General features: G+C 73.9%; 20 protein-coding genes. 12 read left to right on the top strand and 8 right to left on the bottom strand.

Annotated features, from left to right (window positions below; all coding sequences use genetic code 11):
- Positions 1–61 precede the first annotated feature (61 nt).
- From ACZ6EG_RS27840 to ACZ6EG_RS27830, 3 genes are all read left to right on the top strand, one after another.
- Complete coding sequence (locus ACZ6EG_RS27840) at positions 62–874, top strand: helix-turn-helix domain-containing protein (protein WP_469608526.1); 813 nt, start codon at positions 62–64, stop codon at positions 872–874.
- Positions 871–1071, top strand: coding sequence for a DUF397 domain-containing protein (locus ACZ6EG_RS27835; protein ID WP_469608523.1), 201 nt, complete (start codon positions 871–873; stop codon positions 1069–1071). Before ACZ6EG_RS27840 ends, ACZ6EG_RS27835 begins: the two co-directional genes overlap by 4 nt.
- A gap of 126 nt (positions 1072–1197) precedes the next feature.
- Positions 1198–1710 (top strand): DUF2165 domain-containing protein, encoded by a 513-nt coding sequence (locus tag ACZ6EG_RS27830; RefSeq protein WP_391971187.1) that lies wholly within the window; start codon positions 1198–1200, stop codon positions 1708–1710.
- Here the strand turns inward: ACZ6EG_RS27830 and ACZ6EG_RS27825 are convergent.
- Positions 1694–2251 (bottom strand): hypothetical protein, encoded by a 558-nt coding sequence (locus ACZ6EG_RS27825; protein ID WP_391971188.1) that lies wholly within the window; start codon positions 2249–2251, stop codon positions 1694–1696. The two genes, ACZ6EG_RS27830 and ACZ6EG_RS27825, sit on opposite strands and share 17 nt — an antisense overlap.
- A 96-nt stretch (positions 2252–2347) precedes the next feature.
- Positions 2348–4942, bottom strand: coding sequence for a bifunctional FO biosynthesis protein CofGH (locus ACZ6EG_RS27820; RefSeq protein ID WP_391971189.1), 2595 nt, complete (start codon positions 4940–4942; stop codon positions 2348–2350).
- A 219-nt stretch (positions 4943–5161) separates the two neighbouring features.
- On the opposite strand from ACZ6EG_RS27820, the gene ACZ6EG_RS27815 reads away from it, so the two are divergent.
- The gene (locus ACZ6EG_RS27815) at positions 5162–6676 is read left to right on the top strand and encodes a CehA/McbA family metallohydrolase (protein ID WP_469608518.1); all 1515 of its coding nucleotides are present in this window, start codon (positions 5162–5164) and stop codon (positions 6674–6676) included.
- 30 nt (positions 6677–6706) lie between these two features.
- On the opposite strand, the gene ACZ6EG_RS27810 is transcribed toward ACZ6EG_RS27815, so the two are convergent.
- On the bottom strand, positions 6707–7522 hold the full coding sequence (locus ACZ6EG_RS27810) for an endonuclease/exonuclease/phosphatase family protein (RefSeq protein ID WP_469608514.1): 816 nt from the start codon (positions 7520–7522) through the stop codon (positions 6707–6709).
- A 95-nt stretch (positions 7523–7617) separates the two neighbouring features.
- Between ACZ6EG_RS27810 and ACZ6EG_RS27805 the strand changes: the two genes are divergently transcribed.
- The 3 genes from ACZ6EG_RS27805 to afsS all read left to right on the top strand — a co-directional run bounded on the left by ACZ6EG_RS27805 (position 7618) and on the right by afsS (position 11531).
- Positions 7618–8058: a nitroreductase/quinone reductase family protein gene (locus tag ACZ6EG_RS27805; protein WP_391971192.1), complete on the top strand. Its 441-nt coding sequence runs from the start codon at positions 7618–7620 to the stop codon at positions 8056–8058.
- A gap of 102 nt (positions 8059–8160) precedes the next feature.
- Positions 8161–11112, top strand: coding sequence for an SARP-family global regulator AfsR (afsR, locus tag ACZ6EG_RS27800; protein ID WP_391971193.1), 2952 nt, complete (start codon positions 8161–8163; stop codon positions 11110–11112).
- Positions 11113–11345: 233 nt separating this feature from the next.
- Entirely contained in the window at positions 11346–11531 is a 186-nt protein-coding gene (afsS, locus tag ACZ6EG_RS27795; RefSeq protein WP_469608509.1) for a regulatory protein AfsS, read from the top strand.
- A gap of 101 nt (positions 11532–11632) precedes the next feature.
- On the opposite strand, the gene afsK is transcribed toward afsS, so the two are convergent.
- Together afsK and kbpA are read right to left on the bottom strand one after the other, a co-directional pair.
- Positions 11633–14029 (bottom strand): protein serine/threonine kinase AfsK, encoded by a 2397-nt coding sequence (gene afsK / locus ACZ6EG_RS27790; protein WP_391971195.1) that lies wholly within the window; start codon positions 14027–14029, stop codon positions 11633–11635.
- A 192-nt stretch (positions 14030–14221) separates the two neighbouring features.
- Positions 14222–15001 carry an AfsK-binding protein KbpA gene (gene kbpA / locus ACZ6EG_RS27785; RefSeq protein WP_391971196.1) on the bottom strand — a complete coding sequence of 260 codons (780 nt, stop codon included), beginning with the start codon at positions 14999–15001 and terminating at the stop codon, positions 14222–14224.
- A 134-nt stretch (positions 15002–15135) separates the two neighbouring features.
- On the opposite strand from kbpA, the gene ACZ6EG_RS27780 reads away from it, so the two are divergent.
- From ACZ6EG_RS27780 to ACZ6EG_RS27770, 3 genes are all read left to right on the top strand, one after another.
- Positions 15136–15771, top strand: a complete 636-nt coding sequence (locus ACZ6EG_RS27780; RefSeq protein ID WP_356608703.1) for a TetR family transcriptional regulator — start codon at positions 15136–15138, stop codon at positions 15769–15771.
- A gap of 121 nt (positions 15772–15892) precedes the next feature.
- A complete protein-coding gene (locus ACZ6EG_RS27775; protein ID WP_469608504.1) occupies positions 15893–16318 on the top strand; it encodes a pyridoxamine 5'-phosphate oxidase family protein in 426 nt (141 codons plus the stop codon).
- A gap of 66 nt (positions 16319–16384) precedes the next feature.
- Complete coding sequence (locus ACZ6EG_RS27770) at positions 16385–17056, top strand: pyridoxine/pyridoxamine 5'-phosphate oxidase (RefSeq protein WP_469608501.1); 672 nt, start codon at positions 16385–16387, stop codon at positions 17054–17056.
- A gap of 37 nt (positions 17057–17093) precedes the next feature.
- On the opposite strand, the gene ACZ6EG_RS27765 is transcribed toward ACZ6EG_RS27770, so the two are convergent.
- Positions 17094–17702 carry a GNAT family N-acetyltransferase gene (locus ACZ6EG_RS27765; protein WP_391971199.1) on the bottom strand — a complete coding sequence of 203 codons (609 nt, stop codon included), beginning with the start codon at positions 17700–17702 and terminating at the stop codon, positions 17094–17096.
- Positions 17703–17815: 113 nt separating this feature from the next.
- Between ACZ6EG_RS27765 and ACZ6EG_RS27760 the strand changes: the two genes are divergently transcribed.
- A complete protein-coding gene (locus tag ACZ6EG_RS27760) occupies positions 17816–19018 on the top strand; it encodes a flavin-containing monooxygenase (RefSeq protein ID WP_469608497.1) in 1203 nt (400 codons plus the stop codon).
- A gap of 52 nt (positions 19019–19070) precedes the next feature.
- On the opposite strand, the gene ACZ6EG_RS27755 is transcribed toward ACZ6EG_RS27760, so the two are convergent.
- Positions 19071–20387 carry an MFS transporter gene (locus ACZ6EG_RS27755; RefSeq protein WP_469608494.1) on the bottom strand — a complete coding sequence of 439 codons (1317 nt, stop codon included), beginning with the start codon at positions 20385–20387 and terminating at the stop codon, positions 19071–19073.
- A 71-nt stretch (positions 20388–20458) separates the two neighbouring features.
- Between ACZ6EG_RS27755 and ACZ6EG_RS27750 the strand changes: the two genes are divergently transcribed.
- The gene (locus ACZ6EG_RS27750) at positions 20459–21556 is read left to right on the top strand and encodes a GlxA family transcriptional regulator (protein WP_469608491.1); all 1098 of its coding nucleotides are present in this window, start codon (positions 20459–20461) and stop codon (positions 21554–21556) included.
- Between the two features lie 375 nt (positions 21557–21931).
- Here the strand turns inward: ACZ6EG_RS27750 and ACZ6EG_RS27745 are convergent, their stop codons facing one another.
- Positions 21932–22405: an ATP-binding protein gene (locus ACZ6EG_RS27745; RefSeq protein WP_391971378.1), complete on the bottom strand. Its 474-nt coding sequence runs from the start codon at positions 22403–22405 to the stop codon at positions 21932–21934.
- Positions 22406–22647 lie beyond the last annotated feature (242 nt).

Below are 22647 nucleotides of genomic sequence, written 5' to 3'. Positions count from 1 at the left end.
CGAGCGTGACTGTCCGGGTGTCCACCGTGGTCGTACGGCTCGTACGCCGGGAGGGGAAGACATGGAGGACGAGGAGACCGCGGCTGTGCTCAGGGCGGTCGGACGACAGATCAAGATGTGGCGCGAGTCCGCCGGCCTCCGCCAGGCGGAACTGGGGGCCGCCATCGGGTACGGCGAGGACATGGTCTCGTCGGTCGAGCGCGGGCGACGAGTCCCGAAGCCCGACTTCCTGGACAAGGCAGACGAGGTGCTGGGCGCGGGCGGGATGCTCTCGACCATGAAGGAGGACGTGGAGAAGGCCCGCTATCCGAAGAAGGTGCGGGACCTGGCCAAACTGGAGGACGAGGCGGTCGACCTCGGTGCCTACGCGGGCCACCACATTCACGGCCTGCTCCAGACTCCCGAGTACGCTCGCGCCCTGTACGCGATGCGGCGCCCGGCCTTCACCGAGGAGGAGGTCGACCGCTACGTTGCCGCGCGCATGGCCCGCAAAGCCGTCTTCGACCGCGTCCCCCGCGCGCAGCTCACTTTTGTCCAGGAAGAGGTGACGCTCCGACGGCCGCTCGGAGGCAGAATGGTGCTGCGGAAACAGCTCGAACACTTGCTGGAAATCGGCGGGTTGAGGCACGTCGAGATCCAGGTGATGCCGACGGACCGCGAGGACCACGCGGGGATGGCCGGTTCGCTCCGGCTGCTGAAGCTCCGGGACGGCAAGTCGCTCGGGCACTTGGAGGCCCAGCTGCACAGTCGTCTCGTCAGCGATCCTCGGGACGTCCAGATCCTGGAAATGCGCTATGGAATGATCCGGGCGCAGGCTCTCTCGCCCCGGGAGTCACTGGCCTTCATCGAAAAAGTCATGGGAGAAGAGACATGACCTCCACCCTGGAGTGGTTCAAAAGCAGCTACAGCAGCAACGACGGCCCTGATTGCGTGGAGGTCGCCATAGCCTCCTTCCACTCCGCCGTCCATGTCCGCGACTCGAAGAACCCCGAAGCCGCACGCCTCACCTTCACCGGCGCCTCCTGGACCGCGTTCGTGCACACCGTCGCGACAGCCGACCGACCGGCGTAGTTCATGATCCGTTGACGGGGCGCCCGTCCGGACGCAGAACGATCCGGCCGACGCCCGCGAGGTGCGGCGGCTGAAGGCCGACCTCCTGGTTGGCTGACCGAGATCGACATGGGGAAGGGTGTGTCCATGACCACCAGCAGACACACTCTCTCCCTGGCCGCCACGGCCCTCACCGGCGTCCTGGCCCTCTACATCGCGCTCGTCGCCTTCGGGAACATCACCGACTTCGGCACCAACCAGCAGTTCGTGCGTCACGTGCTCGCGATGGACACGACCTTCAAGGACGACGACCTGATGTGGCGGGCCATCACGAACAAGGGCGTCCAGGACGCCGCGTACGTCGCGATCATCGTGTGGGAGACGGTGGCCGCGCTCGTGCTGCTCTGGGCGACCTGGCTGTGGATACGCCGCGACCACACCACCGCACGGCGCATGACCACGTACGGCACGCTCATGCTGATGCTGCTCTTCGGCGCCGGGTTCATCGCGATCGGCGGGGAGTGGTTCTCGATGTGGCAGTCGGCGGACTGGAACGGGCTGGACGCGGCGACCCGGGTGTTCCTGCTGAGCGGGGTCGTGCTGATCGTCGCGCACCTGCCGTTCCCGCAGGCGGAGGCGGAGGCTACGCGACCACGGTGACCGGCGTACCCGAGGTCCCGAACTCCCAGAGCGCGTCGCCGTCCGCCTTCGGCAGGCGTATGCCGCCCGTCTTCACACCCGCGGCCGACGGAGGGGGCGAGGAGCCGTCCACGGCGTTGGAGAAGGCGACCCAGACGCCGTCCTCCTGGACGAAGTACACGATCTGCTCGATCCGCACCCCGTCGGAGCCGGTCGTGGGCTCCTCACGGCGGGTCCCGACGCTGTACGTGCCCGGGTCCGGGTCGACCGTCCCGGGCCACACCGCGAAGGAGCGGCGGGTGGCGTCGCTGGCGTCCACCAGCCACACCCGGTCCTGGCCGACCGAGTAGACGATGCGCCGCCCGGTGCCGGAACCGTCCGGCACCCGGGCCGGTGCCGTCTCCTTCGGCGTCGGCTGCGCCGAGACCGAGGGGCGGGGCTTCGTGGCGGCGGCGGTGGGGTGGGGGCCCTGGTCCGCCTGCACGGCCAGGACGCTCACCGCCGCGATCGCCCCCACGGTCAGACCGGAGACCCAGGCCCATGAGGGAAGTCGGGCTGGCACGGGCACGCATCTCCTCAGCTACGAGAACCCCGACACACCGGGGGCCCGATCATCGTACTGCGGGCGGCCCGTGCCCCGGCCCGGGAGGCGCACCCGTCAGTCCAGCACCGGCAGCAGCTCCGGCAGGTGCCCGTCCGACTCCGTCGCCGCCCGCTGCCGCTCCTGCGGTACCGGCCCGTACAGCGTCGTGCGGGGCTTCGCCGGGCGGCCCGCCGCCTCCGCGACCGCGACCAGGTCCTTGACCGACTTGTACGAGCCGTACGACGAGCCGGCCATGCGGGAGATCGTCTCCTCCATGAGTGTGCCGCCGAGGTCGTTGGCGCCGGAGCGGAGCATCTCCGCCGCACCCTCGGTGCCCAGTTTCACCCAGCTTGTCTGGATGTTGGGGATGTGCGGGTGCAGGAGGAGGCGGGCCATCGCCGTCACCGCGCGGTTGTCGCGCACGGAGGGGCCGGGCCGCGCGATGCCCGCCAGGTACACCGGCGCGTTGGTGTGGATGAACGGCAGCGTCACGAACTCCGTGAAGCCGCCCGTGCGCTGCTGGATGCCGGCGAGGGTGCGCAGGTGGCCCAGCCAGTGGCGGGGCTGGTCGACGTGGCCGTACATCATCGTGGAGCTGGAACGGATGCCCAGCTCGTGGGCGGTCTCGACGACCTCGATCCAGGTGGCCGTCGGCAGCTTGCCCTTGGTGAGGATCCAGCGGACCTCGTCGTCGAGGATCTCCGCCGCCGTGCCGGGGATCGAGTCGAGCCCCGCCTCCTTGGCGGCGCTCAGCCACTCGCGGATCGACAGGCCGGTACGGGTCGCGCCGTTGACGACCTCCATGGGCGAGAAGGCGTGCACGTGCATGCCGGGGACGCGTTCCTTGACCGCCCGCGCGATGTCGAAGTACGCCGTGCCGGGCAGGTCGGGGTGGATGCCGCCCTGCATGCAGACCTCGACCGCGCCCACGTCCCAGGCCTGCTGGGCACGGTCGGCGACCTGCTCCAGGGAGAGCGTGTACGCGTCGGCGTCGGTGCGGCGCTGGGCGAAGGCGCAGAAACGGCAGCCGGTGTAGCAGACGTTGGTGAAGTTGATGTTGCGGGTGACGATGTAGGTCACGTCGTCGCCGTTGACGGACTTCCGGACGTCGTCGGCTACCCGGCACAGGGCGTCCAGCGCCGGGCCGTCGGCGTGCAGCAGGGCGAGGGCCTCGTCGTCGGTCAGCCTCGTGGGGTCGTCGGCCGCCGTGGCCAGCGCCTGGCGCACGTCGGTGTCGATGCGCTCGGGTGCCATGCCGGGGGCGGCGGCCTCGCGCAGGGCGCCCCAGTCGCCGTACACCTCGTCGAAGTCGTCGCGGCGGTCCGAGGTACGGCCCTCGGTGTCGATCGTGGTGTGCAGGTCGGTGCGGCCGGAGGCGGTGAACGCCTCGTCCGGCTCCTGCCACGGATGGCCCTCGACGGTCGCATCCTCGCGGGCCAGGCCGGTGGCGGGGTCGGCGAGGGCCGCCACGTGCGGACGCAGCCGCGGGTCCAGCCAGGGCTCGCCGCGCCGGACGAACTCCGGGTACACGCAGAGGCGTTCGCGCAGCTCGAAGCCGGCCGTGCGGGACTTCTCGGCGAGTTCGTCGATCTGCGGCCAGGGACGCTCGGGGTTGACGTGGTCGATGGTGAGGGGGGAGACCCCGCCCCAGTCGTCGATGCCCGCGCCGATCAGCCGCTCGTACTCGGCGTCGACCAGGTTCGGGGGCGCCTGGAGGCAGGCCGAGGGACCCATGATGTGCCGGGCGACGGCCACCGTGGCGACCAGTTCGTCCAGCTCCGCGTCGGGCATGCCGCGCATCGCGGTGTCCGGCTTGGCGCGGAAGTTCTGGATGATCAGTTCCTGGATGCCGTGGTAGGCGCGGGAGACCTTGCGCAGCGCGAAGAGCGACTCGGCGCGCTCCTCGTACGTCTCGCCGATGCCGATCAGGACACCGGAGGTGAAGGGCACCGAGGAGCGGCCGGCGTCCTCCAGGACGCGCAGGCGCACCGCGGGCTCCTTGTCCGGGGAGCCGTGGTGGGGGCCGCCGGGCTCGGACCACAGGCGGGTCGCGGTGGTCTCCAGCATCATGCCCATGGAGGGGGCGACCGGCTTGAGGCGCTGGAAGTCCGTCCAGGTCAGGACGCCCGGGTTGAGGTGTGGCAGGAGGCCCGTCTCCTCCAGGACGCGGATCGAGATGGCGCGGACGTAGGCGATCGTGTCGTCGTAGCCGTGCGCGTCGAGCCACTCGCGGGCCTCGGGCCAGCGGTCCTCGGGCTTGTCACCGAGGGTGATCAGCGCTTCCTTGCAGCCGAGGGCGGCACCGCGCCGGGCGATGTCGAGCACCTCGTCGGGGGACATGAACATCCCGTGCCCCGCGCGGCGCAGCTTGCCGGGGACGGTGACGAAGGTGCAGTAGTGGCACTTGTCCCGGCACAGCCGGGTCAGGGGGATGAAGACGCTCTTGGAGTACGTGATGACGCCGGGGCGGCCCGCGGCCTGGAGGCCCGCGTCCCGGACCCGGGCGGCGGACGCGGTGAGGTCGGCGAGGTGCTCGCCGCGGGCCTGGAGCAGCACCGCGGCCTCGGACACGTCGAGGGCGACACCGTCCCGCGCGCGTTTGAGGGCGCGGCGCAGGGCGTTCTCGGTGGGGCCTGCGGGGCCGGTTCCGGGGGTCGCGGAAGTCGTCATCCTTCGAGCATACGAGCGGGGTGATCGAGACGCGGGGGCCCGCCCGCCGCCGCCCGGCCGCCCCGCCCCGCCCCGCGCCTCTCCCCACCGGGCGGTTTCTCGCTCTCCATGCCCCGAACCCCTTTCCTTGCACGGGAGTTCACGGCTCAATACGAGGGTTGCACGCACCACCCTGCACCACCCACGTCAGGTCACTCACGACACCCTGGGAGCAGCAGCATGTGCGAGGACGACCACAGCGGGATCGGCAGGCGCGCGGTGTTCGCGACGGGAGCCGCCGCAGCGCTTACGTGGGGAAGCGTGAGCTTCGCGTCGGCGGCACCCCGGGAGCGGCGGAGCAGAACGGTGCGCGGCACCCTGCCCACCGGCTCCCCCGACTTCGTGTACGTACCCGTCGACGTCCCGGCCGGGGTCCGGGAGATCCACGTCGCCTACACCTACGACCGCCCCGCCGTCCCGGCGGGCACCGCGGGCAACGCCCTCGACATCGGCCTCTTCGACGAGCGGGGCACCGACCTGGGCGGCCGGGGCTTCCGGGGCTGGTCGGGCGGGGCGCGCACGGAGTTCTTCGTGCGGGCGGACGAGGCGACCCCCGGGTACCTCCCGGGACCGGTGCGGCCGGGCAGGTGGCACATCGCGCTCGGCCCGTACACGGTGGCTCCGCAGGGGCTGTCGTACGAGATCACGATCACGCTGACCTACGGCGAGCAGGGCGAGGCCGTGCGGCCGGTGTACCCGCCCGAGCGCGCCAAGGGGCGGGGGCGGGCCTGGTACCGGGGCGACTGCCACCTGCACTCCGTGTACTCCGACGGCCGCTACACCCTCGCCGAGATCGCGGAGCTGGCGCGGGCGGCGGGGCTGGACTTCATCAACTCCTCGGAACACAACACGCACTCGGCGCACGCCCACTGGGCGGAGGTGGCCGGTGACGACCTGCTGGTCATGCTGGGCGAGGAGGTGACGACCCGCAACGGGCACGTCGTCGCCGTCGGCACCGACCCCGGCACCTTCGTCGACTGGCGCTACCGGGCCCGCGACAACCGCTTCGGCCGGTTCGCGCGTCAGATCCGCCGGGCCGGCGGCCTGGTGGTGCCGGCCCACCCGCACGCCACCTGCATCGGCTGCAACTGGAAGTTCGGCTTCGGGGAGGCCGACGTGGTCGAGGTGTGGAACGGGGCCTACACACCCGACGACGAGGTGGCGCTGGCCGACTGGGACGGCATGCTGGTCGCCTCCGTGCGGGACGGGCGGGACGGCAGGGGGTGGCTGCCCGCGATGGGCAGCAGTGACTCCCACCGCGCCCCGGACGTGATCGGCCGCCCGCAGACCGTCGTCCTCGCCGACGACCTGACCCGGGAGGCCGTCCAGGAGGGCCTGCGGGCGGGGCGTTCGTACGTCGCCGAGTCCTCGAAGGTGTCGCTGGCCTTCACCGCCTCGGGCGGCCGGGGCGAGCACGCCGGCATCGGCGAGCGGCTGCGCGTGGACGACGAGACCCCGGTCACCGTCCGCCTGGAGGCGACGGGCGCCCCGCGCTGCACGGTCCGCCTCGTCACCGACCAGGGCGTGCTCTTCACCAGCGCCCCGCTGCCGGTGTCCGGCACCGGCACCGTGGAATGGCGGACGACCGCCTCCTACGCGGCGTACGTCCGTGCCGAACTGCGCCACGAGGCGGCGGCGGGACCGGTGCCGGGGGCGCTGGCGGCGTTCACGAATCCGATTTTCCTGGGGCGGTAGCCCGGGGGCGGCGGGGCGTCCGGGTGGGAGTCAGGGCCCTTCCAGGTCCACGACGACCGCCGCGTGGTCGGAGGGCCAGACGCCGTCCACGGGGCCGTCGCCGGCCCGGCGCGCGGCACGGACCCGGCCGAGCCCGCCCGGCCCCGGCGGACCCACGTGGACGTGGTCGATCCGGGCGCCCGGCCCCGACCCGCCCGGGATGTACGGGTTGGCGCCGTCCCAGGTGGCGGACGGCGCCGACGGGTCGGCGTGCTCCCAGGCGTCGAGCAGGGCGGCCCCCGCGGGGACGGCGGCCCCGGTGAGGAGCCGGACCTCCGCGGAGTCCGGGGTCGCGTTGAAGTCGCCGGTGACGACGGGTGGGAAGAAGCCGGGCCCGTCCCGGTGACGGGCGACGAACTCCGCCAGCGCCGCGCCCTGTTCGCGGCGCACCGCCGCCGCGTGGGCGCCCGAGTTCAGGTGGGTGGTGAAGAAGGGGACGGGGTGGCCGGGCGCGTCCAGCAGCGCGTGGAACGCGAGGCGCCCGTCGTCGAACTCCTCGGGAGCGGGCAGCCGCAGCGCCGCCCGCCGCGTCACCGGCCAGCGGCTGAGCACGGCGTTGCCGATGCCCACCGTGTCGTCCCCGATCCGCCGCTGCCACCGCCCGGGGGCCTCGGACGCGGCGAAGGCCCAGTGCAGGCCGAGTTCACCGGCCAGCCACTGCGCGAGGTTCGAGCCGTCGTCGGCGGCCCACACCTCCTGGAGACCGACGACATCCGGCCGCAGCTCCCGCAGCACGGCGAGGATCGCCTTCTGCCGGTCGGCCCACGGCCCGAACCGCCACCACAGATTCCAGGTCACGACCCGCACGACCGTACCGCCCGTCTCTTGGCCCAGCCACCTACCTTCCCCTTCAGGTTTTCCGGGGAACATGGAGGCACACGAGACGGGAGCGTGAACGCGCGATGACGAGATCCTCCAGCACCCCCGAGCCCGCCGGCACCCCCCGGCCGACGTACGCCGAGCGGAAGTACCGGACGGTCACGGCCGTCCAGCGCCGCCTCAACGCCCTCCTGCGCCGGCTGCCGACCCAGACCCTGCTGGAGACCACCGGCCGCGTCTCCGGCCTCCCCCGCCGCACGCCGGTCGGCGGGCGGCGGGTGGGCGGCTCCTTCTGGCTGGTGTCGGAGTTCGGTGAGCGGTCCCAGTACGTCCGCAACATCCGCGCCGACCCGCGGGTCCGGGTCCGCGTACGCGGCCGCTGGTACGCCGGGACGGCCCACGTCCTGCCCGACGACGACCCGGTGGCGCGGCTGCGGCTCCTCCCCCGGTTCAACAGCCTGGCGGTGCGGGCCATGGGGGTCGGACCGGGGCTGCTGACGGTACGGGTGGACCTGGAGGGGTGAGGGAGCAGGTGAGGGACCTGTGATCGGCGTCTCCCACGGCTGACGAGGTCGGCATGAACAAGGCAAACTGACGTAGTTGCTCAGGATGTCTAGGGGGACTGCATGGACGGTGTACCGCAGGTCCCGGAGCAGCGGCGTCCCGACCCGGCCGCGCTGCGCTTCGGTGTGCTCGGGCCGGTGCGCGCCTGGCGCGGCGAGGAACCGCTGGCCACGGGCTCCCCGCAGCAGCGGGCCCTGCTGGCCGCCCTGCTGCTGCGCGAGGGCCGCACGGCCACGGCCGCCGAGCTGATCGACGCCCTGTGGGGCGAGGAACCGCCCTCGCAGGCGCTGGCGGCGGTGCGGACGTACGCGTCCCGGCTGCGGAAGGTTCTGGACCCCGGCGTCCTGGTGAGCGAGTCCGGCGGGTACGCGGTGCGGGGCCTGGCCGAGGGGGCGTCGGACCTCGCGCGGGCCCAGGACCTGGCCGCCGCCGCGGAGAAGGCGCGCGGCGCCGGGGACCTGTGCCACGCCCGCGACGTGCTGCGCCGCGCGCTGGCGCTGTGGGACGGCGAGGCGCTGGCCGGCGTACCGGGCCCCTACGCCGAGGCCCAGCGCGTCCGCCTGGAGGAGTGGCGGCTCCAACTCCTCGAAACCTGCCTCGACATGGACCTGGAACAGGGCTGCCACGCGGAGGCCGTCTCGGAGCTGACGGCGCTCACCGCGGCGCACCCGCTGCGGGAACGCCTGCGCGAGCTGCTGATGCTGGCCCTCTACCGCAGCGGACGCCAGGCCGAGGCCCTCGCCGTCTACGCCGACACCCGGCGCCTGCTCGCCGACGAACTGGGCGTCGACCCGCGCCCCGGCCTCCAGGGACTCCAGCAGCGCATCCTCCGGGCCGACCCGGACCTGGCCGAACCGTCGGCACCGGCCGCCGAGACGACGACGGCCCCGGTCCGCCCGGCCCAGCTCCCCGCCACGGTGCCCGACTTCACCGGACGCGCGTCCTTGGTCCGCGAGCTGAGCGACGTACTGGCCTCGGCCTCCGGGCACGGGGCGGCGGGCCGGGTGATGGCGGTCTCGGCGCTGGCCGGGATCGGCGGCGTCGGCAAGACCACCCTCGCGGTGCACGTCGCCCACCGGGCGCGGGCCGCCTTCCCCGACGGGCAGCTCTACGTCGACCTCCAGGGGGCGGGCGGGCGCTCCGCGGAACCGGAGACGGTGCTGGGCTCCTTCCTGCGTGCCCTCGGCACGGCCGACTCCGCCGTCCCCGACTCCCTCGCGGAACGGGCCGCGCTCTACCGGTCCGTCCTGGACGGCCGCCGCGTCCTCGTCCTCCTCGACAACGCCCGGGACGCCGCCCAGGTGCGCCCGCTGCTGCCCGGCACGGAGGGCTGCGCGGCGCTGGTGACCTCGCGGGTGCGGATGGTGGACCTCGCCGGGGCGCACCTGGTCGACCTGGACGTGATGTCGCCGGACGAGGCGCTGGCGCTCTTCACCAGGATCGTGGGCGAGGAGCGGGTGTCCTCGGAGCGGGAGGCGGCACTGGACGTGGTCGGGGCGTGCGGTTTCCTGCCCCTGGCCATCCGCATCGCCGCGTCCCGGCTGGCGGCCCGCCGCACCTGGACGGTGTCCGTCCTCGCCGCGAAGCTGGCCGACGAACGCCGCCGCCTGGACGAACTCCAGGCCGGGGACCTGGCCGTCAAGGCCACCTTCGAACTGGGCTACGGCCAACTGGAACCGGCCCAGGCCCGCGCCTTCCGCCTGCTGGGCCTGGCCGACGGCCCGGACATCTCCCTGGCCGCCGCGGCGGCGGTACTGGACCTGCCCGCCGAGGACACCGAGGACCTGCTGGAGTCCCTGGTGGACACCTCGCTGCTGGAGTCGGCGGCGCCGGGCCGCTACCGGCTGCACGACCTGGTCCGCCTCTACGCGCGTGCGTGCGCCGAGCGGGACGAGCACCCGCCGGGCGAACGGGGGGCCGCGCTGTCGCGGTTGCTGGACTTCTACCTGGCCACGGCGGCGGCGGTCTACGCGATCGAGCGGCCCGGGGACCGGCTGGTGGACGGCCTGGAGCCGACGGCGTACCCCGGGCTCGTCTTCACCGAGGGACCGGCGGCGCGGGACTGGCTGTACAGCGAGGCGTCGCCCCTGCTGGCCTGCGTGCGGCAGTCCGCCGGGACGGACCGGCTACGGCGGGCGGTGGACCTGCTGTGGGCGGCGAAGGACCTGGCGGAGTCCGGCGCCGACTCGCGCCAGTACGAGACGACGGCCAGGGCGATGTGCGAGGCCACGGAAGCCGCCGGTGACCGGCGCGCGCAGGGCAGGGCCCGCACGACCCTCACCAACGTCCTCCTGGTCTCCGGCCGTATCCAGCAGGCCGCCGAGCAGGCGGAGACGGCCATGTCGCTGGCGGAGTCCGAGCAGGACACGACCGCCGTCAGCTGGGTCGCCAACGACCGGGGGCTGATCTCGCTGCACCAGGGCCGGTACGCGGACGGCAGGACCTTCCTGGAGCAGGCCATCGAGGGCTACCGCGCGGCGGGCAACCGCGCCGGCGAGGCGCTCAGCCTGTGCAACCTGTCCCGCGCCCACCTGGGGATGGGCAACACCGCGAAGGCGGTGGCCATCGCGCACCGCGGACTGACCGCCCAGCTCGACATCGGCAGGACGATGCGCCTGGCCAACGGGCACTTCACCCTCGGCATCGCGCTGACCGCGGCCGACCGCCACGGCGAGGCCCTGGAGCAGTTCGCCGACGCCCTGCGCATCTTCGAGGTCCACCGGCAGCGCCTCTGGCAGGGGACGACCAACTTCCGTATCGCCGAGGTGCACCTGGCGGCCCACCGCCCGGCGCAGGCCGCCCGGCACGCGGAGCAGGCGCTGGCGCTGGGCTGCATCGGCGGCGACCGGATGCGGGGCAACGTGCTGACACTGCTGGGGCGTTCACTGGCCGGGCTGGGACAGGCCGACCGGGCCAAGGCCTGCTGGCAGGAGGCGCTCAGCCTCTTCCAGCAGTGCGGCGCCCCGCAGGCCGCCGAGGTGCAGGCCCTCCTCGCGCCGGCCACCGCCGCCTGAACCGGCCCGGCCCGGCCCGGGGGGCCGGCCGGGGGGGCCGACGACGGCGTTCAGCGTTCGTTTATCGCCCTGCGGCAGAGTCGTACCCGTCACACCGTCGCGTCGGGGGGCAGACGGGGTGGCCGGGAGCCCGGGAAGTATCGTGCGGCTCCGAACGCCCGTCCGGCGGCCCACGGGGGAGCCACCGGGCGGGCGTTGCCCACTCGCCGACTCCGCAGCAAAGGACTGAAGACATGAGCGACCCGAACAAGGACGCCGCGGCCACGCCGCAGGACAACGCGATGCCGGCTCCGCCGGCGAACGACGAGACCGTCACCACGCTCGACAACGCCATGCCGAGCGGGCCCGCGCGGGACGCGATCACGACGATGGACAACGCCATGCCGGCCCCGCCCGCCCTGGACCTGGACGGCAGGTAGACCTTCCTCCCCACGGGGATCGGCCGCGGCGGCGCGGAGGGGAGCCGCCGCGGCCGACGTGTGTCCCGAAGCTCCCGCCGGCCCGCACGGCCCGCACGGCCTCAGGTCGTGCGGGCCGTCCCCGTTCCCTTCTCCGCGTCCAGCGCGTACACGCAGCGGTCCTTGCTGCACGCGTACACGATGCCGTCGCGGACGACCGGGGAGCCGGTGATCTCGCCGCCGGTCGCCAGTTTCCAGCGCAGGCGGCCGTCGTCGGCCTTCAGGGTGTAGAGCAGGTGGTCCGTGGAGCCGAAGTGGATCCGGCCCTCGGCGACCGCGGGGGCGCCCACGATGTCGCCGCCCGCCTGGAAGCGCCACTTGGGAGTCCCCGTCACCGCGTCCAGGGTGTAGAGGCCCTTGCCGCTGCCCACGTGGACGTGCCCGGCGGCGACCAGGACCGGGTCGGTCGAGGACCGTGCCTCGGTGGCGATGCGCCAGCGGTCGCGGCCGTCGGTGGCGTCGAGGGCGTAGACGGTGCCCAGGTAGTCGGCCAGGTAGACCCCGCCGCCGGTCACCGCCGGGCCCGGCACGAAGGCCGGCGGGGCGAGGAAGACCGCCGGGGCCTCGAAGTGCCAGCGGACGTGACCGGACGTGACCTCCAGGGCGAGGACCCGGGTGCCGGCCGAGACGTAGACGTAGCCGTCGGGGGCGGGGGCGACCCGGACCGGGACCCCGCCGCAGGAGGCGGCGTCGCCGATCGGGTACGACCATCTCTCGTCGCCGGTACGGGCGTCCAGGGCGCGCAGCCGGGCGTCCTGCCAGACGTACACCGTGCCCTCGTGGACCGCGGCTCCCGCCTCCGGGGACTCGAAGTCGCTCTGGCAGCCGGTGATCTCCCACAGCTTCTGGCCGCCCGAGGCCTCCCAGGCCTGGACGCCGCCGCCGCGGGTGGCGGTGACGACCGTGCCCCGGTCGGCCTGCAGGGAGTACACCCAGGCGTCGGTCTGGACCCGCCACAGGTCGCCCCCCTCGCGGGCGTCCAGGGCGAAGAGGGTCGGGCCGTCGGAGGCGTGGATACGGCCGTCCGCGACCGCCATCGACCAGGCGACGTCCCGGGTCTTGAAGCGACGGCGCCCGGTGGCCACGTCGAGGGCGTGCACCTCGAAGGAGGTGACGTAGACGAGATCCCCGGCGACGGACGGGGTACCCCACACGTCGTTGGACATGCGGAAGCGCCACGGACGCCAGCCGGCCGGTGACGCCTCGGGCGGTGCGGCGGGGGCGGGCGGCGCGGCCGTCACGGCCGGGTCGGCGCCGTTCACGCCGGGGCGGGCCCGGGACCAGGACGCGGCCAGGGCGGACTCCGGCGGGGGTGCCGCCACGGCGGCGGCCCGCATGTCGGCGACGCGCGGGCCGGGGCCGATGGGCACCGCGGCGCCGGCCAGCCGGACCGGGCCGGTGTCGGGGGCGCCGGCCGGCGCGGGCACCGGCGGGGCGTGCACCGGCGGCGCCGGGACGACCGGGTCGTGGGAGGGCGGCGGCGGGAGCGGCGGCGCCGGTACGACGGGATGGGCGCCGGCCGGGCCACGGCCACCGGCCGTCGTGGCGAGTTTGACCGGGGGACGTCCGCCCCGGCGGCCCTCGATCAGGCCCACCGCCCGCTCCGGCAGCCACGCCGACGCCGTACCGCTGTCGTCGGAGCCGGAACCGAACAGGTGCGGGGCGAGCTGCGACTGGAGGTCGGCCGGGTTGGGGCGGGCCGTGGCCTCCATCTGCATACAGGACTCGATGAGCGGGCGCAGCTCGTCCGGGAGGCCCTCCAGGTCGGGGCCCTCGCGCAGCAGCATGAAGACCGTCTCGACCGGGTTGGCGCCGTGGAAGGGCGGGTGCCCGGTGGCGGCGAAGACCAGCATCGAGCCGAGCGAGAACACGTCGCTGGCGCCGGTGACGCTGCGGGAGTCCTTCGCCTGCTCGGGCGACATGTAGGCGGGGGTGCCGACGGCCACGTTCGTCATGGTCAGGCGGGTGTTGGAGACGCCGGACGCGATGCCGAAGTCGATCACCCGGGGCCCGTCCTCGACGACCAGGACGTTGGAGGGCTTCAGGTCGCGGTGGACCAGTCCGGCGCCGTGGATCGACTGGAGCGCCTCCGCGACGCCCGCCGCCAGCCAGCGCACCGCCTGGGCCGGGAGCGGCCCGCACTCGTTCACTATCTCCTCGAGGGAGGGCGCGGGGACGTACGCGGTGGCCAGCCACGGGACCGCCGCGCGCGGGTCGGCGTCGACCACGGCCGCCGTGTAGAAGCCGGAGACCGCGCGGGCTGCCTCCACCTCGCGCGTGAAGCGGACACGGAACAGCTGGTCCTCCGCCAGCTCCGTCCGGACCGTCTTGATCGCCACGCGCCGGCCGGACGCCGAGCGCGCGAGATAGACCAGCCCCATGCCGCCGGCGCCGAGCCGCCCCAGCACCTCGAACGGCCCGATCCGCCGCGGATCGTGCTGCGTCAGCTGATCCACCACTTGCCTGCCACCTCCCCGTACGGGCCGCGCCATCCACATATGTACGCGACCGAAGTGCAGCGTCTCACCACCGCACCTCCGTGGCGCCACGCACCCCGATTCTTCCTGTCCGGAGCGCTGGTGGCGAACCTGAGGACAATCAGGGTGTCTCATCCCATCCCGGGCAGACGGACGTGCTACGCGCGGCGCCGTTCAGCGTTGCAGCAGCGCGAACGACGCTCCCTGGTCGTCCGAGACCACGGCCACCCCGCCGTAGGACGTCTCGAACGGCGGGACGCGCACCCGCCCGCCGAGCCGGGTCACCGCGCCGAGCGCGGCCTCGGCGTCCTCGACCAGGAAGTGGACGAGGAAGTGCGGCGGCATCTCGGCGGCGAAGACGTCCGTGACCGGGGCGCGGCCGAAGTCGGGGGTGGCGTCCGGGCCGAAGAGGGCGTCGTGGAACAGGTCGCCGTAGAAGGTGTTGGCGGCCTCGGTGTCCCGGGTGTACAGCTCGGCCCAGGCGAAGGCGCCCGGCACGCGCCGGCGTCCGAAGCCGGGGTGGTCGTCCGGCTGCCAGAGGGCGAAGACGGCGCCCTCGGGGTCGGCGGCGAGGGCGGTGGTGCCCAGGGTGCCGAGCGGGTGGGGCGGGACGACGATCTGGCCCCCGGCCGCGCGGATGCGCCCGGCCAGCGCGCCGGCGTCCGGGGTGTGGAAGAACACGGACCACACCGTGGGCATCCGCCCGTCCGTCTTGCGGACCAGCGCGGCGACGGGCTCGCCGTCGAGGCGGGCCCACACGAGGCCCTCCCCCGCTTCCCCGGCGTCCCCGGCCGCCTCGAAGGTCCACCCGAAGAGTTCGCCGTAGAAACGCCTGCCCGCCTCGACGTCCGAAAGCTGCGCGTCCACCCAGCAGGGGACGCCCTCCCGCCGCGGGGAGGGAGACGACGACGGGTCGCTGGATGTCCGCTTCGCGGATGCCCCATTTTCGGCCATGCCGTCAAAGTAACCGCGCGGCCCGCACCGCGCAGACCAGGCACACCAGCCTCGCGCCGCCCGTGCACCCCATTTGCAGTCGGCCGAATCGCGCTCAGATCACCCGTCGGTAAGCTGACGGCATGACAGGACAAGTGCGTACCGTCGACGGCCGCGTGGCCGGTCGACGTGGGCAGGCGACCCGGCAGAAACTGCTCGACTGCCTCAGCGAAATGCTCAGCTCCTCCCCCTATCGCGATGTCAAGGTCATCGATGTCGCCCGCAAGGCGGGCACCTCGCCCGCCACCTTCTACCAGTACTTCCCGGACGTCGAAGGCGCCGTCCTGGAGATCGCCGAGCACATGGCCGCCGACAGCGCCGGACTGGCCGAGTCGACGGCCGGACGCTCGTGGGTCGGCAAGGCCGGCTGGCAGACGGCGCAGGAACTCGTCGACGGATTCCTGGAGTTCTGGCGGAAGAACGACGCCATTCTCCGGGTCGTCGACCTGGGTGCCGCGGAGGGCGACAAACGGTTCGCCAAGATCCGCATGAAGATCCTGAACTCGGTGAACTCCTCCCTCGCGGATTCCGTCGCCGAACTGCAGGCCAAGGGAAAGATCGACAAGGACGTGAACCCCGCGGCGATCGCCGGTTCCCTCGTCGTCATGCTCGCGGCCGCCGCCTCGCACCAGAAGGGATTCTCCTCCTGGGGCGTCAAGCAGGCGGAACTCAAGCCCACCCTCGCCCTGTTGCTGCACCTGGGCGTCACGGGCAAGAAGCCCGCCAAGTAGCACGCCGGGCAGTCGCGCGGCGCCCCGTCCTGTCATCCTCCGGGGAACAGCCGCCCGCCCGGCCGGTGTTGTGCTCGACGACCGACGCCCGTGTCCGCTGCACCCGCTGGAGGAGACCGCGATGGCATTGACCCGCGAAGAGCGTGAGAAGTTCCTGGCCGAACCCCATGTCGCCGCACTCGCGGTCGACGCGGAGGCGGGCCGCGCCCCCCTGAGCGTGCCGATCTGGTACCAGTACGCACCCGGCGGCGACGTGTGGATCATGACCGGGCTCGACAGCCGCAAGAACCAGCTGATCAAGACGGCGGGCCGGTTCTCCCTGCTGGTCGACCGCCTGGAGCCCACCATCCGGTATGTGTCCGTGGAGGGCCCGGTCGTGGAGACGGTCACCGCCACGGAGGAGCACCTGCGGGAGATCACCGCCCGCTACCTCCCGGCCGAGAAGGTCGACGGGTACGTCGCCTTCGCCACCGCCAACCACGGCGAGCAGGTCGTCGTCCGCATGCGGCCCGAGCGCTGGGTCTCCTCCGACCTCGGTTCGGTCTAGGGCCTGTCCGACCGTTCCCGCCTGGGCGCGGCAGCGGGGCGCGGCGGGGCGCGTGACAATCGGGGCATGGACGGAACCGATCTCCACGAGTCGCTGAGGTCGCTGCGGGTGTGGGACGCGGCGGTCACCGAGCTGCCGCCCTTCGACCCGGACACCGCGCCCGGCGAGCCCCTGCCCCTGTTCGCCCGGTGGTTCGCCGACGCGGTGGCTGCCGGCCAGACCGAGCCGCACACGGTGTCGCTGGCGACGGCGGACGCGGACGGCCTGCCGGACGCGCGGGTGGTGATGCTGCACGGCGCGGACGCGGACGGCTGGTCCTTCGCCACGCACGCCGACAGCCGCAAGGGCCGCCACCTCGCCGCCCGCCCGTACGCGGCGCTCGTCTTCTACTGGCCGGTGCTGGGACGCCAGGTGCGGCTGCGCGGCCCGGTCGCCGTCGCCCCGGCCGGGGAGGCGCAGGCGGATCTGCACGCACGGTCGACCGGTGCCCTGGCCGCCGCCCTCACCGGACGGCAGAGCGAGGACCTGGACTCGACGGACGAACTGGCCCGCGCCTCGCGGGCGGCCTGGGACCGGGCCGCCCGGGAACCGGACGCCCCCGTCCCGTCCTGGACGCTGTACCGGCTGCACCCCGACGAGGTGGAGTTCTTCCAGGGCGAGGCCCGCCGCCGTCACGTCCGGCTCGCCTACCGGCGCTCGGAGGACGGGAACTGGACCAAGGGCCTCCTCTGGCCCTGAGCCCCTGCGGCCCTGAGCCCCTGCGGCCCACCGCCTCTCAACGGCCGTCCGCCGCCGGTTCCGCGTCCGTCGAGAGGCGGGCGTGCAGGTGCGCGTCGCGGAACGTGTCGTGCCGGCCGGCCTCGAACATCGCCCCGCGCAGCGTGCCCTCGTAGGCGTACCCGCCGCGTTCGGCGATCCGGCAGGAGGCCGCGTGCTCGACGGCGTGGCCCAGTTCCAGGCGGTGCAGGCCGAGTTCGGCGAAGGCCCAGCGCGAGGCGAGGAGCAGGGCGCGGGTGGCGACGCCCCGGCCGCGGGCCTCGGGGAGCACCCAGTAGCCGATCCGGGCCAGCTTCAGCGGCAGGTTGATCTCGTTCACCCCGATGTGGCCCAGCACCGCGCCGTTCTCCTCGTCGGTGATCCGGAACGACGCCGACCGGCCCTCCCGGGCGTCCCGGGCCCGTCCGCGCAGCGACTCGCGGGCGCCCTCGAGGTCGGTCCACAGAGTGAGCGGGGTGTTCCAGCGCTGGAACTCCGCGTCCAGGAAACCGCGCAGCCAGGTCCGCGCGTCGGCGTCGGAGCCGGCGTCCCAGGACCCCAGGCGCAGGCCGTGGCCGCGGGGTTCACCGAGGGACGGGTCTACGGTGAGCATGCGTGAGGAAGCCATCGAGCCATTCAAGCCGACCGCCGGGCACACCCGGACGGGGGCCGTGACCGATCCGCAACCGATTCCGGTCTTGACCGAGACCCATCAACCGGAGCCTTGATTACGCTCGCGGCATGGCCGACTCCACAGCGTCCGCTGAACCGCAGCCCGCCCACCCCGCGGACCGCCCCGTGTACGTCATCGGCGCCGGTCCCGGTGGTCTCGCCGTCGCCCACGCCCTGCGGGCCCGCGGCATCCGGGCCGTCGTCCTGGAACGGGAGGACCGGGTCGGCGCCTCCTGGCGGCGCCACTACGACCGGCTGCGCCTGCACACCACCCGCCGCCTGTCCGCGCTGCCCGGCCTGCCGATGCCGCGCAGCTTCGGACGGTGGGTGTCCCGGGACGACGTGGTGCGGTACCTGGAGAAGTACGCCGAGCACCACCAGCTGGAGATCGTCACCGGCGTGGAGGTCTTCCGCGTCGAGCGTGCGCCCGACGGCACCGGCTGGCTGCTGCACGCCTCCGGGGGCCGCGAGCTGACCGGCGCCGCGGTCGTGGTCGCCACCGGCTACAACCACACCCCGCGCCTGCCGCAGTGGCCCGGCCGGGACACGTACACCGGCGAGCTCCGGCACGCCGCCGAGTACCGCGACGCGGTCCCCTACACCGGCCGGGACGTGCTGGTCGTCGGCGTCGGCAACACGGGCGCCGAGATCGCCGTCGACCTGGTGGAGGGCGGGGCGGCCCGGGTGCGGCTGTCCGTGCGCACCGCGCCGCACATCGTCCGCCGCTCCACGGCCGGCTGGCCCGCCCAGTACAACGGCGTCCTCGTGCGGCGGCTGCCGGCCCGCCTGGTCGACCGGCTCGCCCGGCCGCTGGCCAGGATCAGCACGCCCGACCTGTCGGCGCACGGGCTGCCGCGCCCGGACACCGGCCTCCTCACCCGGGCCGCCGAGGGCGCGATCCCGGTGCAGGACGTCGGGCTGATCGACGCGGTGCGCGGCGGGCGGGTGGAGATCGTGACCGCCCTGGAGGGCTTCGAGGACGGCAAGGCGGTCCTCGCCGACGGCACCCGGATCGCCCCCGACGCGGTGATCGCCGCCACCGGCTACCTCCGCGGGCTGGAGGGGCTGGTCGGCCATCTCGGCGTGCTCGACGCGCGGGGCCGACCGGTCGTCCACGGCCCCCGCACCCCGGCCGACGCACCCGGCCTGTACTTCACCGGCTTCACCAACCCGATCAGCGGCATGCTCCGCGAGCTGGCCCGCGACGCGGAGCGGATCGCCAAGGCGCTCGCCCGCCGGGACGGGGCCCGGGCCTCCCGGCTGCCGCGCTGAACCCGGGCCGCCCCCGCGTCCACGGGCGCGGGGGACGGACCCGCGCCGGCGCTCACGACAGGGCGGCCACCGGTGCCGTCCGCCGACGGATGACCAGCGCCATCAGCGCCGCCGCCGCGCACAGGGCGCCGGAGGCGACCCAGACCACGTCGTAGGAGCCGAAGCGGTCGCGGGCGACGCCGCCGAGGAAGGCCACGAGGGCGGCGCCGACCTGGTGGGAGGCGAGGACCCAGCCGAAGACGATCGCACTGTCCTCGCCGTACTGCTCGCGGCACAGGGCGAGGGTGGGCGGGACGGTGGCGACCCAGTCGAGGCCGTAGAAGACGATGAAGAAGAGCATCGGCGGGTGGACGCTCGGCCCGAGCAACACGGGGAGGAAGAGGAGGGAGACCCCGCGCAGGGCGTAGTAGACGGCGAGCAGGCGGCGCGGTTCGAAGCGGTCGGTGAACCAGCCGGAGGCGATCGTGCCGACCACGTCGAACACCCCGATGACGGCGAGCAGCGAGGCGGCGGTCGTCAGCGGCATGTGGTGGTCGTGCGCGGCGGGGATGAAGTGGGTCTGGATCAGGCCGTTGGTGGAGGCGCCGCAGATCGCGAAGGTGCCGGCCAGCAGCCAGAACGGGCCGGTGCGGGCGGCGGAGAAGAGGACCCGCAGGGCGCGGCGGGCGGCGCCCGGGACGGGGGCCGGCTTGGGGACGAACTCCGTGGCGCCGTAGGGCTTCTGGCCGACGTCGGCGGGGTGGTCGTGCAGGAGCAGCCAGACGAAGGGGACGACGGCGAGGGCGGCCAGAGCCACCGTGACGGCCGCGGGACGCCAGTCGTACGTCTCGACGATCCAGGACAGCAGCGGCAGGAAGATCAGCTGTCCGGAGGCGGAGGCGGCGGTGAGGACGCCGGTGACCAGGCCGCGCCGCTGGGTGAACCAGCGGTTGGTGACCGTGGCCGCGAAGGCCAGTGCCATCGAGCCGGAGCCGAGACCGACCAGCAGGCCCCAGCAGAGGATGAGCTCCCAGGCCGACTCCATCCAGACCGTCGCCCCCGAGCCCAGCGCGATGACGGTCAGGGCGACGGCGACCACCCGGCGGATGCCGAAGCGGTCCATGAGCGCGGCGGCGAAGGGGGCCGTCAGGCCGTAGAGCGCGAGGTTCACGGAGACGGCGGCGCCGATCGTGCCGCGCGACCAGCCGAAGTCGTCCTGGAGCGGGTCGATGAGGATGCCGGGCAGCGAGCGGAAGGCGGCGGCACCGATGATCGTCACGAAGGTGACGGCGGCGACCCACCAGGCGCGGTGCACCCGGAACCGGGGGCGCGGTCGGGCGGGCTCCGGCTGGTGGGCGTCGGCCGCTGCGGCGGCGGTTGTCTCGGTCACGTCATAGAGCTTCCGGGGCGCCACCCGTCCGATCGAGTGGCCCGAAGGTCATGGTTCGCTAGGATCGGGCCATGACGTCCGACCGCCGCCCCGGCCCACCGGACCCACCCGGCCCGCCCACCGCGCCCGGCCTTTCCGCCACGTCCGGCCCGCCCACCGCGCCCGGCCCGTCCGCCCCGCCCCGGCCGCACCGCGTCGTGGTCCTCGCCCTCGACGGCCTGCTCCCCTTCGAACTCGGCATTCCGCAGCGGATCTTCGGGCTCGCCCGGGACGAGCGGCGGCACCCCTTGTACGAGGTGGTCACCTGCTCGGTCCGCCCGCCGGGACCCGTCGCCACCGACGCGGACTTCGCCGTCATGGTCGAGAACGGCCCCGAGGCCCTGGCGACCGCCGACACGGTCGTCGTCCCCGCCTCCTACGAGCTGGGCCCGGTGCACGAGCGGGGCGTGCTGACCGCGGAGCTGGCCGCCGCGCTGGCCCACGTCCGGCCCGGCACCCGGCTCGTCGCGATCTGCACGGGCGGCCACGTCCTCGCCGCCGCCGGTCATCTGGACGGCCGTCCGGCGACCACGCACTGGGCCTCCGCCGAGCACTTCCAGCGGCTGTTCCCGAAGGTGCGGGTCGACCCGGACGTGCTGTTCGTCGACGACGGCGACGTGCTCACCTCGGCCGGGGTCGCGGCCGGCATCGACCTGTGCGTGCACATCGTGCGCCGGGACCACGGCGCCGCCGTCGCCAACGAGGTGGCCCGGCGCACCGTCGTGCCGCCCCACCGCGACGGCGGGCAGGCCCAGTACGTCGCGCGGCCGGTGCCCGACCCGCAGCAGTCCTCCACGACCAACGCCCGCGCCTGGGCGCTCGGCCGGCTCCAGGAGCCGATCCAGCTGCGGGACATGGCGGAGCGGGAGTCCATGTCCGTGCGGACCTTCACCCGCCGGTTCCGCGAGGAGGCCGGCGTCAGCCCCGGTCAGTGGCTCACCCGGCAGCGGGTCGAACGGGCCCGGCAGTTGCTGGAGTCCACCGCCCTCTCCGTCGACCAGGTGGCCCGGGACGCGGGGTTCGGCACGGCCCAGTCGATGCGGCAGCATCTGCAGGCGGCGCTCGGGGTCACGCCGACCGCCTACCGGCGGACCTTCCGGGCGGAGTCGTCCACAGCCTGTGGAGAGTGAGCGAGCCCCCGCGGCATCCTCCGCGGAACTCGTCGGCCGGCGGCGCGGCGCTGTCCGCCCCGAGCATGGCACCGCGCGCCGCCACCCGACTCCGGCGCCCCCCGCCCGGCTCCCCCCGCCCCCGAAGGACACCGCCGCCGAATCACGACCCACACTCGTCGAGGGCTCCGTCACCGAGCCCTCGTCGTCCCCTCACGGCGAATCGCTGCCTCCCAGCGTGAGGAGGCGGTCACGATCCGTCAACCGGCGCAGGGGGGTTCCTCACCCACGCCCTGTTCGTACGGGACGCGCACGGAAGCACACCCCGGCGCACCGCCGCACCGCTCCGGCGAGAAGCGGGGCTCCGTGCACCCGGCGCCCCACGCGCCGCCGCCGTCACACCACCTCGAACGCGAATCCCTCGTACGTCACCGTGCCGTCGCCCCCGCAGGCCGGCGCGGTCTCCTCGCGCCCGCCGCAGCGGTCCAGTTCGCACCAGATGCGCTTGCCGGCGCCCTCCCGGCTCCAGCCCCAGCGGTCGGCGAGGCCGTCGACGAGGGCGAGCCCCCGGCCCCCCGTCGCCTCGCCGTCCACGCAACGGGGCACCGGGGCCCGTTCGCTGGCGTCGTCCACCTCCAGGCGGACGGTCGCCTCCTGCGTCTCCTCGATCACCGGACCCGGCAGCACCAGTCGCAGCACGGCCGAACGGCCGGTGTGCACCACGGCGTTGGTGACGAGTTCGGAGACGAGCAGGACGAGCGTCTCGGCGAGTGGTTCGTCGGCCCGTATCCCGGCACCGGCGAGCCGTGAGCGCGCCCACCGTCTGGCACGCCCCACTTCCGAGGGGTCGGGCCGGACCTCCAGTTGCACTTGAAGCACCTGCACCGCTCACACCATCCGAACCGGCGGACACATAGGCTCGCGCCTCATGAGGGCCACGATCGTGGCCATTTTCTGCATGGCCAGAACAACGGCCGGGCCAGGAATCACGGAACGTGAATCCCCTCCGGGACAGCATGGTTGACGTACAGTCACGCCAACAAGCGCTTCGGGCATATTCCAGCGCGAAGGAGTACGGGTGCGGCATACTGTGCGACGCCCGTCACGGGAAG

The sequence above is a fragment of the Streptomyces sp. NPDC041968 genome (assembly GCF_055589025.1).
This window is presented reverse-complemented; position numbering and strand designations above follow the sequence as displayed.

Bases quoted from the DNA above. Each gene is read 5' to 3' on its own strand.
- ACZ6EG_RS27840 (WP_469608526.1), top strand. From the start codon at position 62: ATGGAGGACGAGGAGACCGCGGCTGTGCTCAGGGCGGTCGGACGACAG.
- ACZ6EG_RS27835 (WP_469608523.1), top strand. From the start codon at position 871: ATGACCTCCACCCTGGAGTGGTTCAAAAGCAGCTACAGCAGCAACGAC.
- ACZ6EG_RS27830 (WP_391971187.1), top strand. From the start codon at position 1,198: ATGACCACCAGCAGACACACTCTCTCCCTGGCCGCCACGGCCCTCACC.
- ACZ6EG_RS27820 (WP_391971189.1), bottom strand. From the start codon at position 4,942: ATGACGACTTCCGCGACCCCCGGAACCGGCCCCGCAGGCCCCACCGAG.
- ACZ6EG_RS27815 (WP_469608518.1), top strand. From the start codon at position 5,162: ATGTGCGAGGACGACCACAGCGGGATCGGCAGGCGCGCGGTGTTCGCG.
- ACZ6EG_RS27805 (WP_391971192.1), top strand. From the start codon at position 7,618: ATGACGAGATCCTCCAGCACCCCCGAGCCCGCCGGCACCCCCCGGCCG.
- afsR (WP_391971193.1), top strand. From the start codon at position 8,161: ATGGACGGTGTACCGCAGGTCCCGGAGCAGCGGCGTCCCGACCCGGCC.
- afsS (WP_469608509.1), top strand. From the start codon at position 11,346: ATGAGCGACCCGAACAAGGACGCCGCGGCCACGCCGCAGGACAACGCG.
- kbpA (WP_391971196.1), bottom strand. From the start codon at position 15,001: ATGGCCGAAAATGGGGCATCCGCGAAGCGGACATCCAGCGACCCGTCG.
- ACZ6EG_RS27775 (WP_469608504.1), top strand. From the start codon at position 15,893: ATGGCATTGACCCGCGAAGAGCGTGAGAAGTTCCTGGCCGAACCCCAT.
- ACZ6EG_RS27770 (WP_469608501.1), top strand. From the start codon at position 16,385: ATGGACGGAACCGATCTCCACGAGTCGCTGAGGTCGCTGCGGGTGTGG.
- ACZ6EG_RS27765 (WP_391971199.1), bottom strand. From the start codon at position 17,702: ATGGCTTCCTCACGCATGCTCACCGTAGACCCGTCCCTCGGTGAACCC.
- ACZ6EG_RS27760 (WP_469608497.1), top strand. From the start codon at position 17,816: ATGGCCGACTCCACAGCGTCCGCTGAACCGCAGCCCGCCCACCCCGCG.
- ACZ6EG_RS27750 (WP_469608491.1), top strand. From the start codon at position 20,459: ATGACGTCCGACCGCCGCCCCGGCCCACCGGACCCACCCGGCCCGCCC.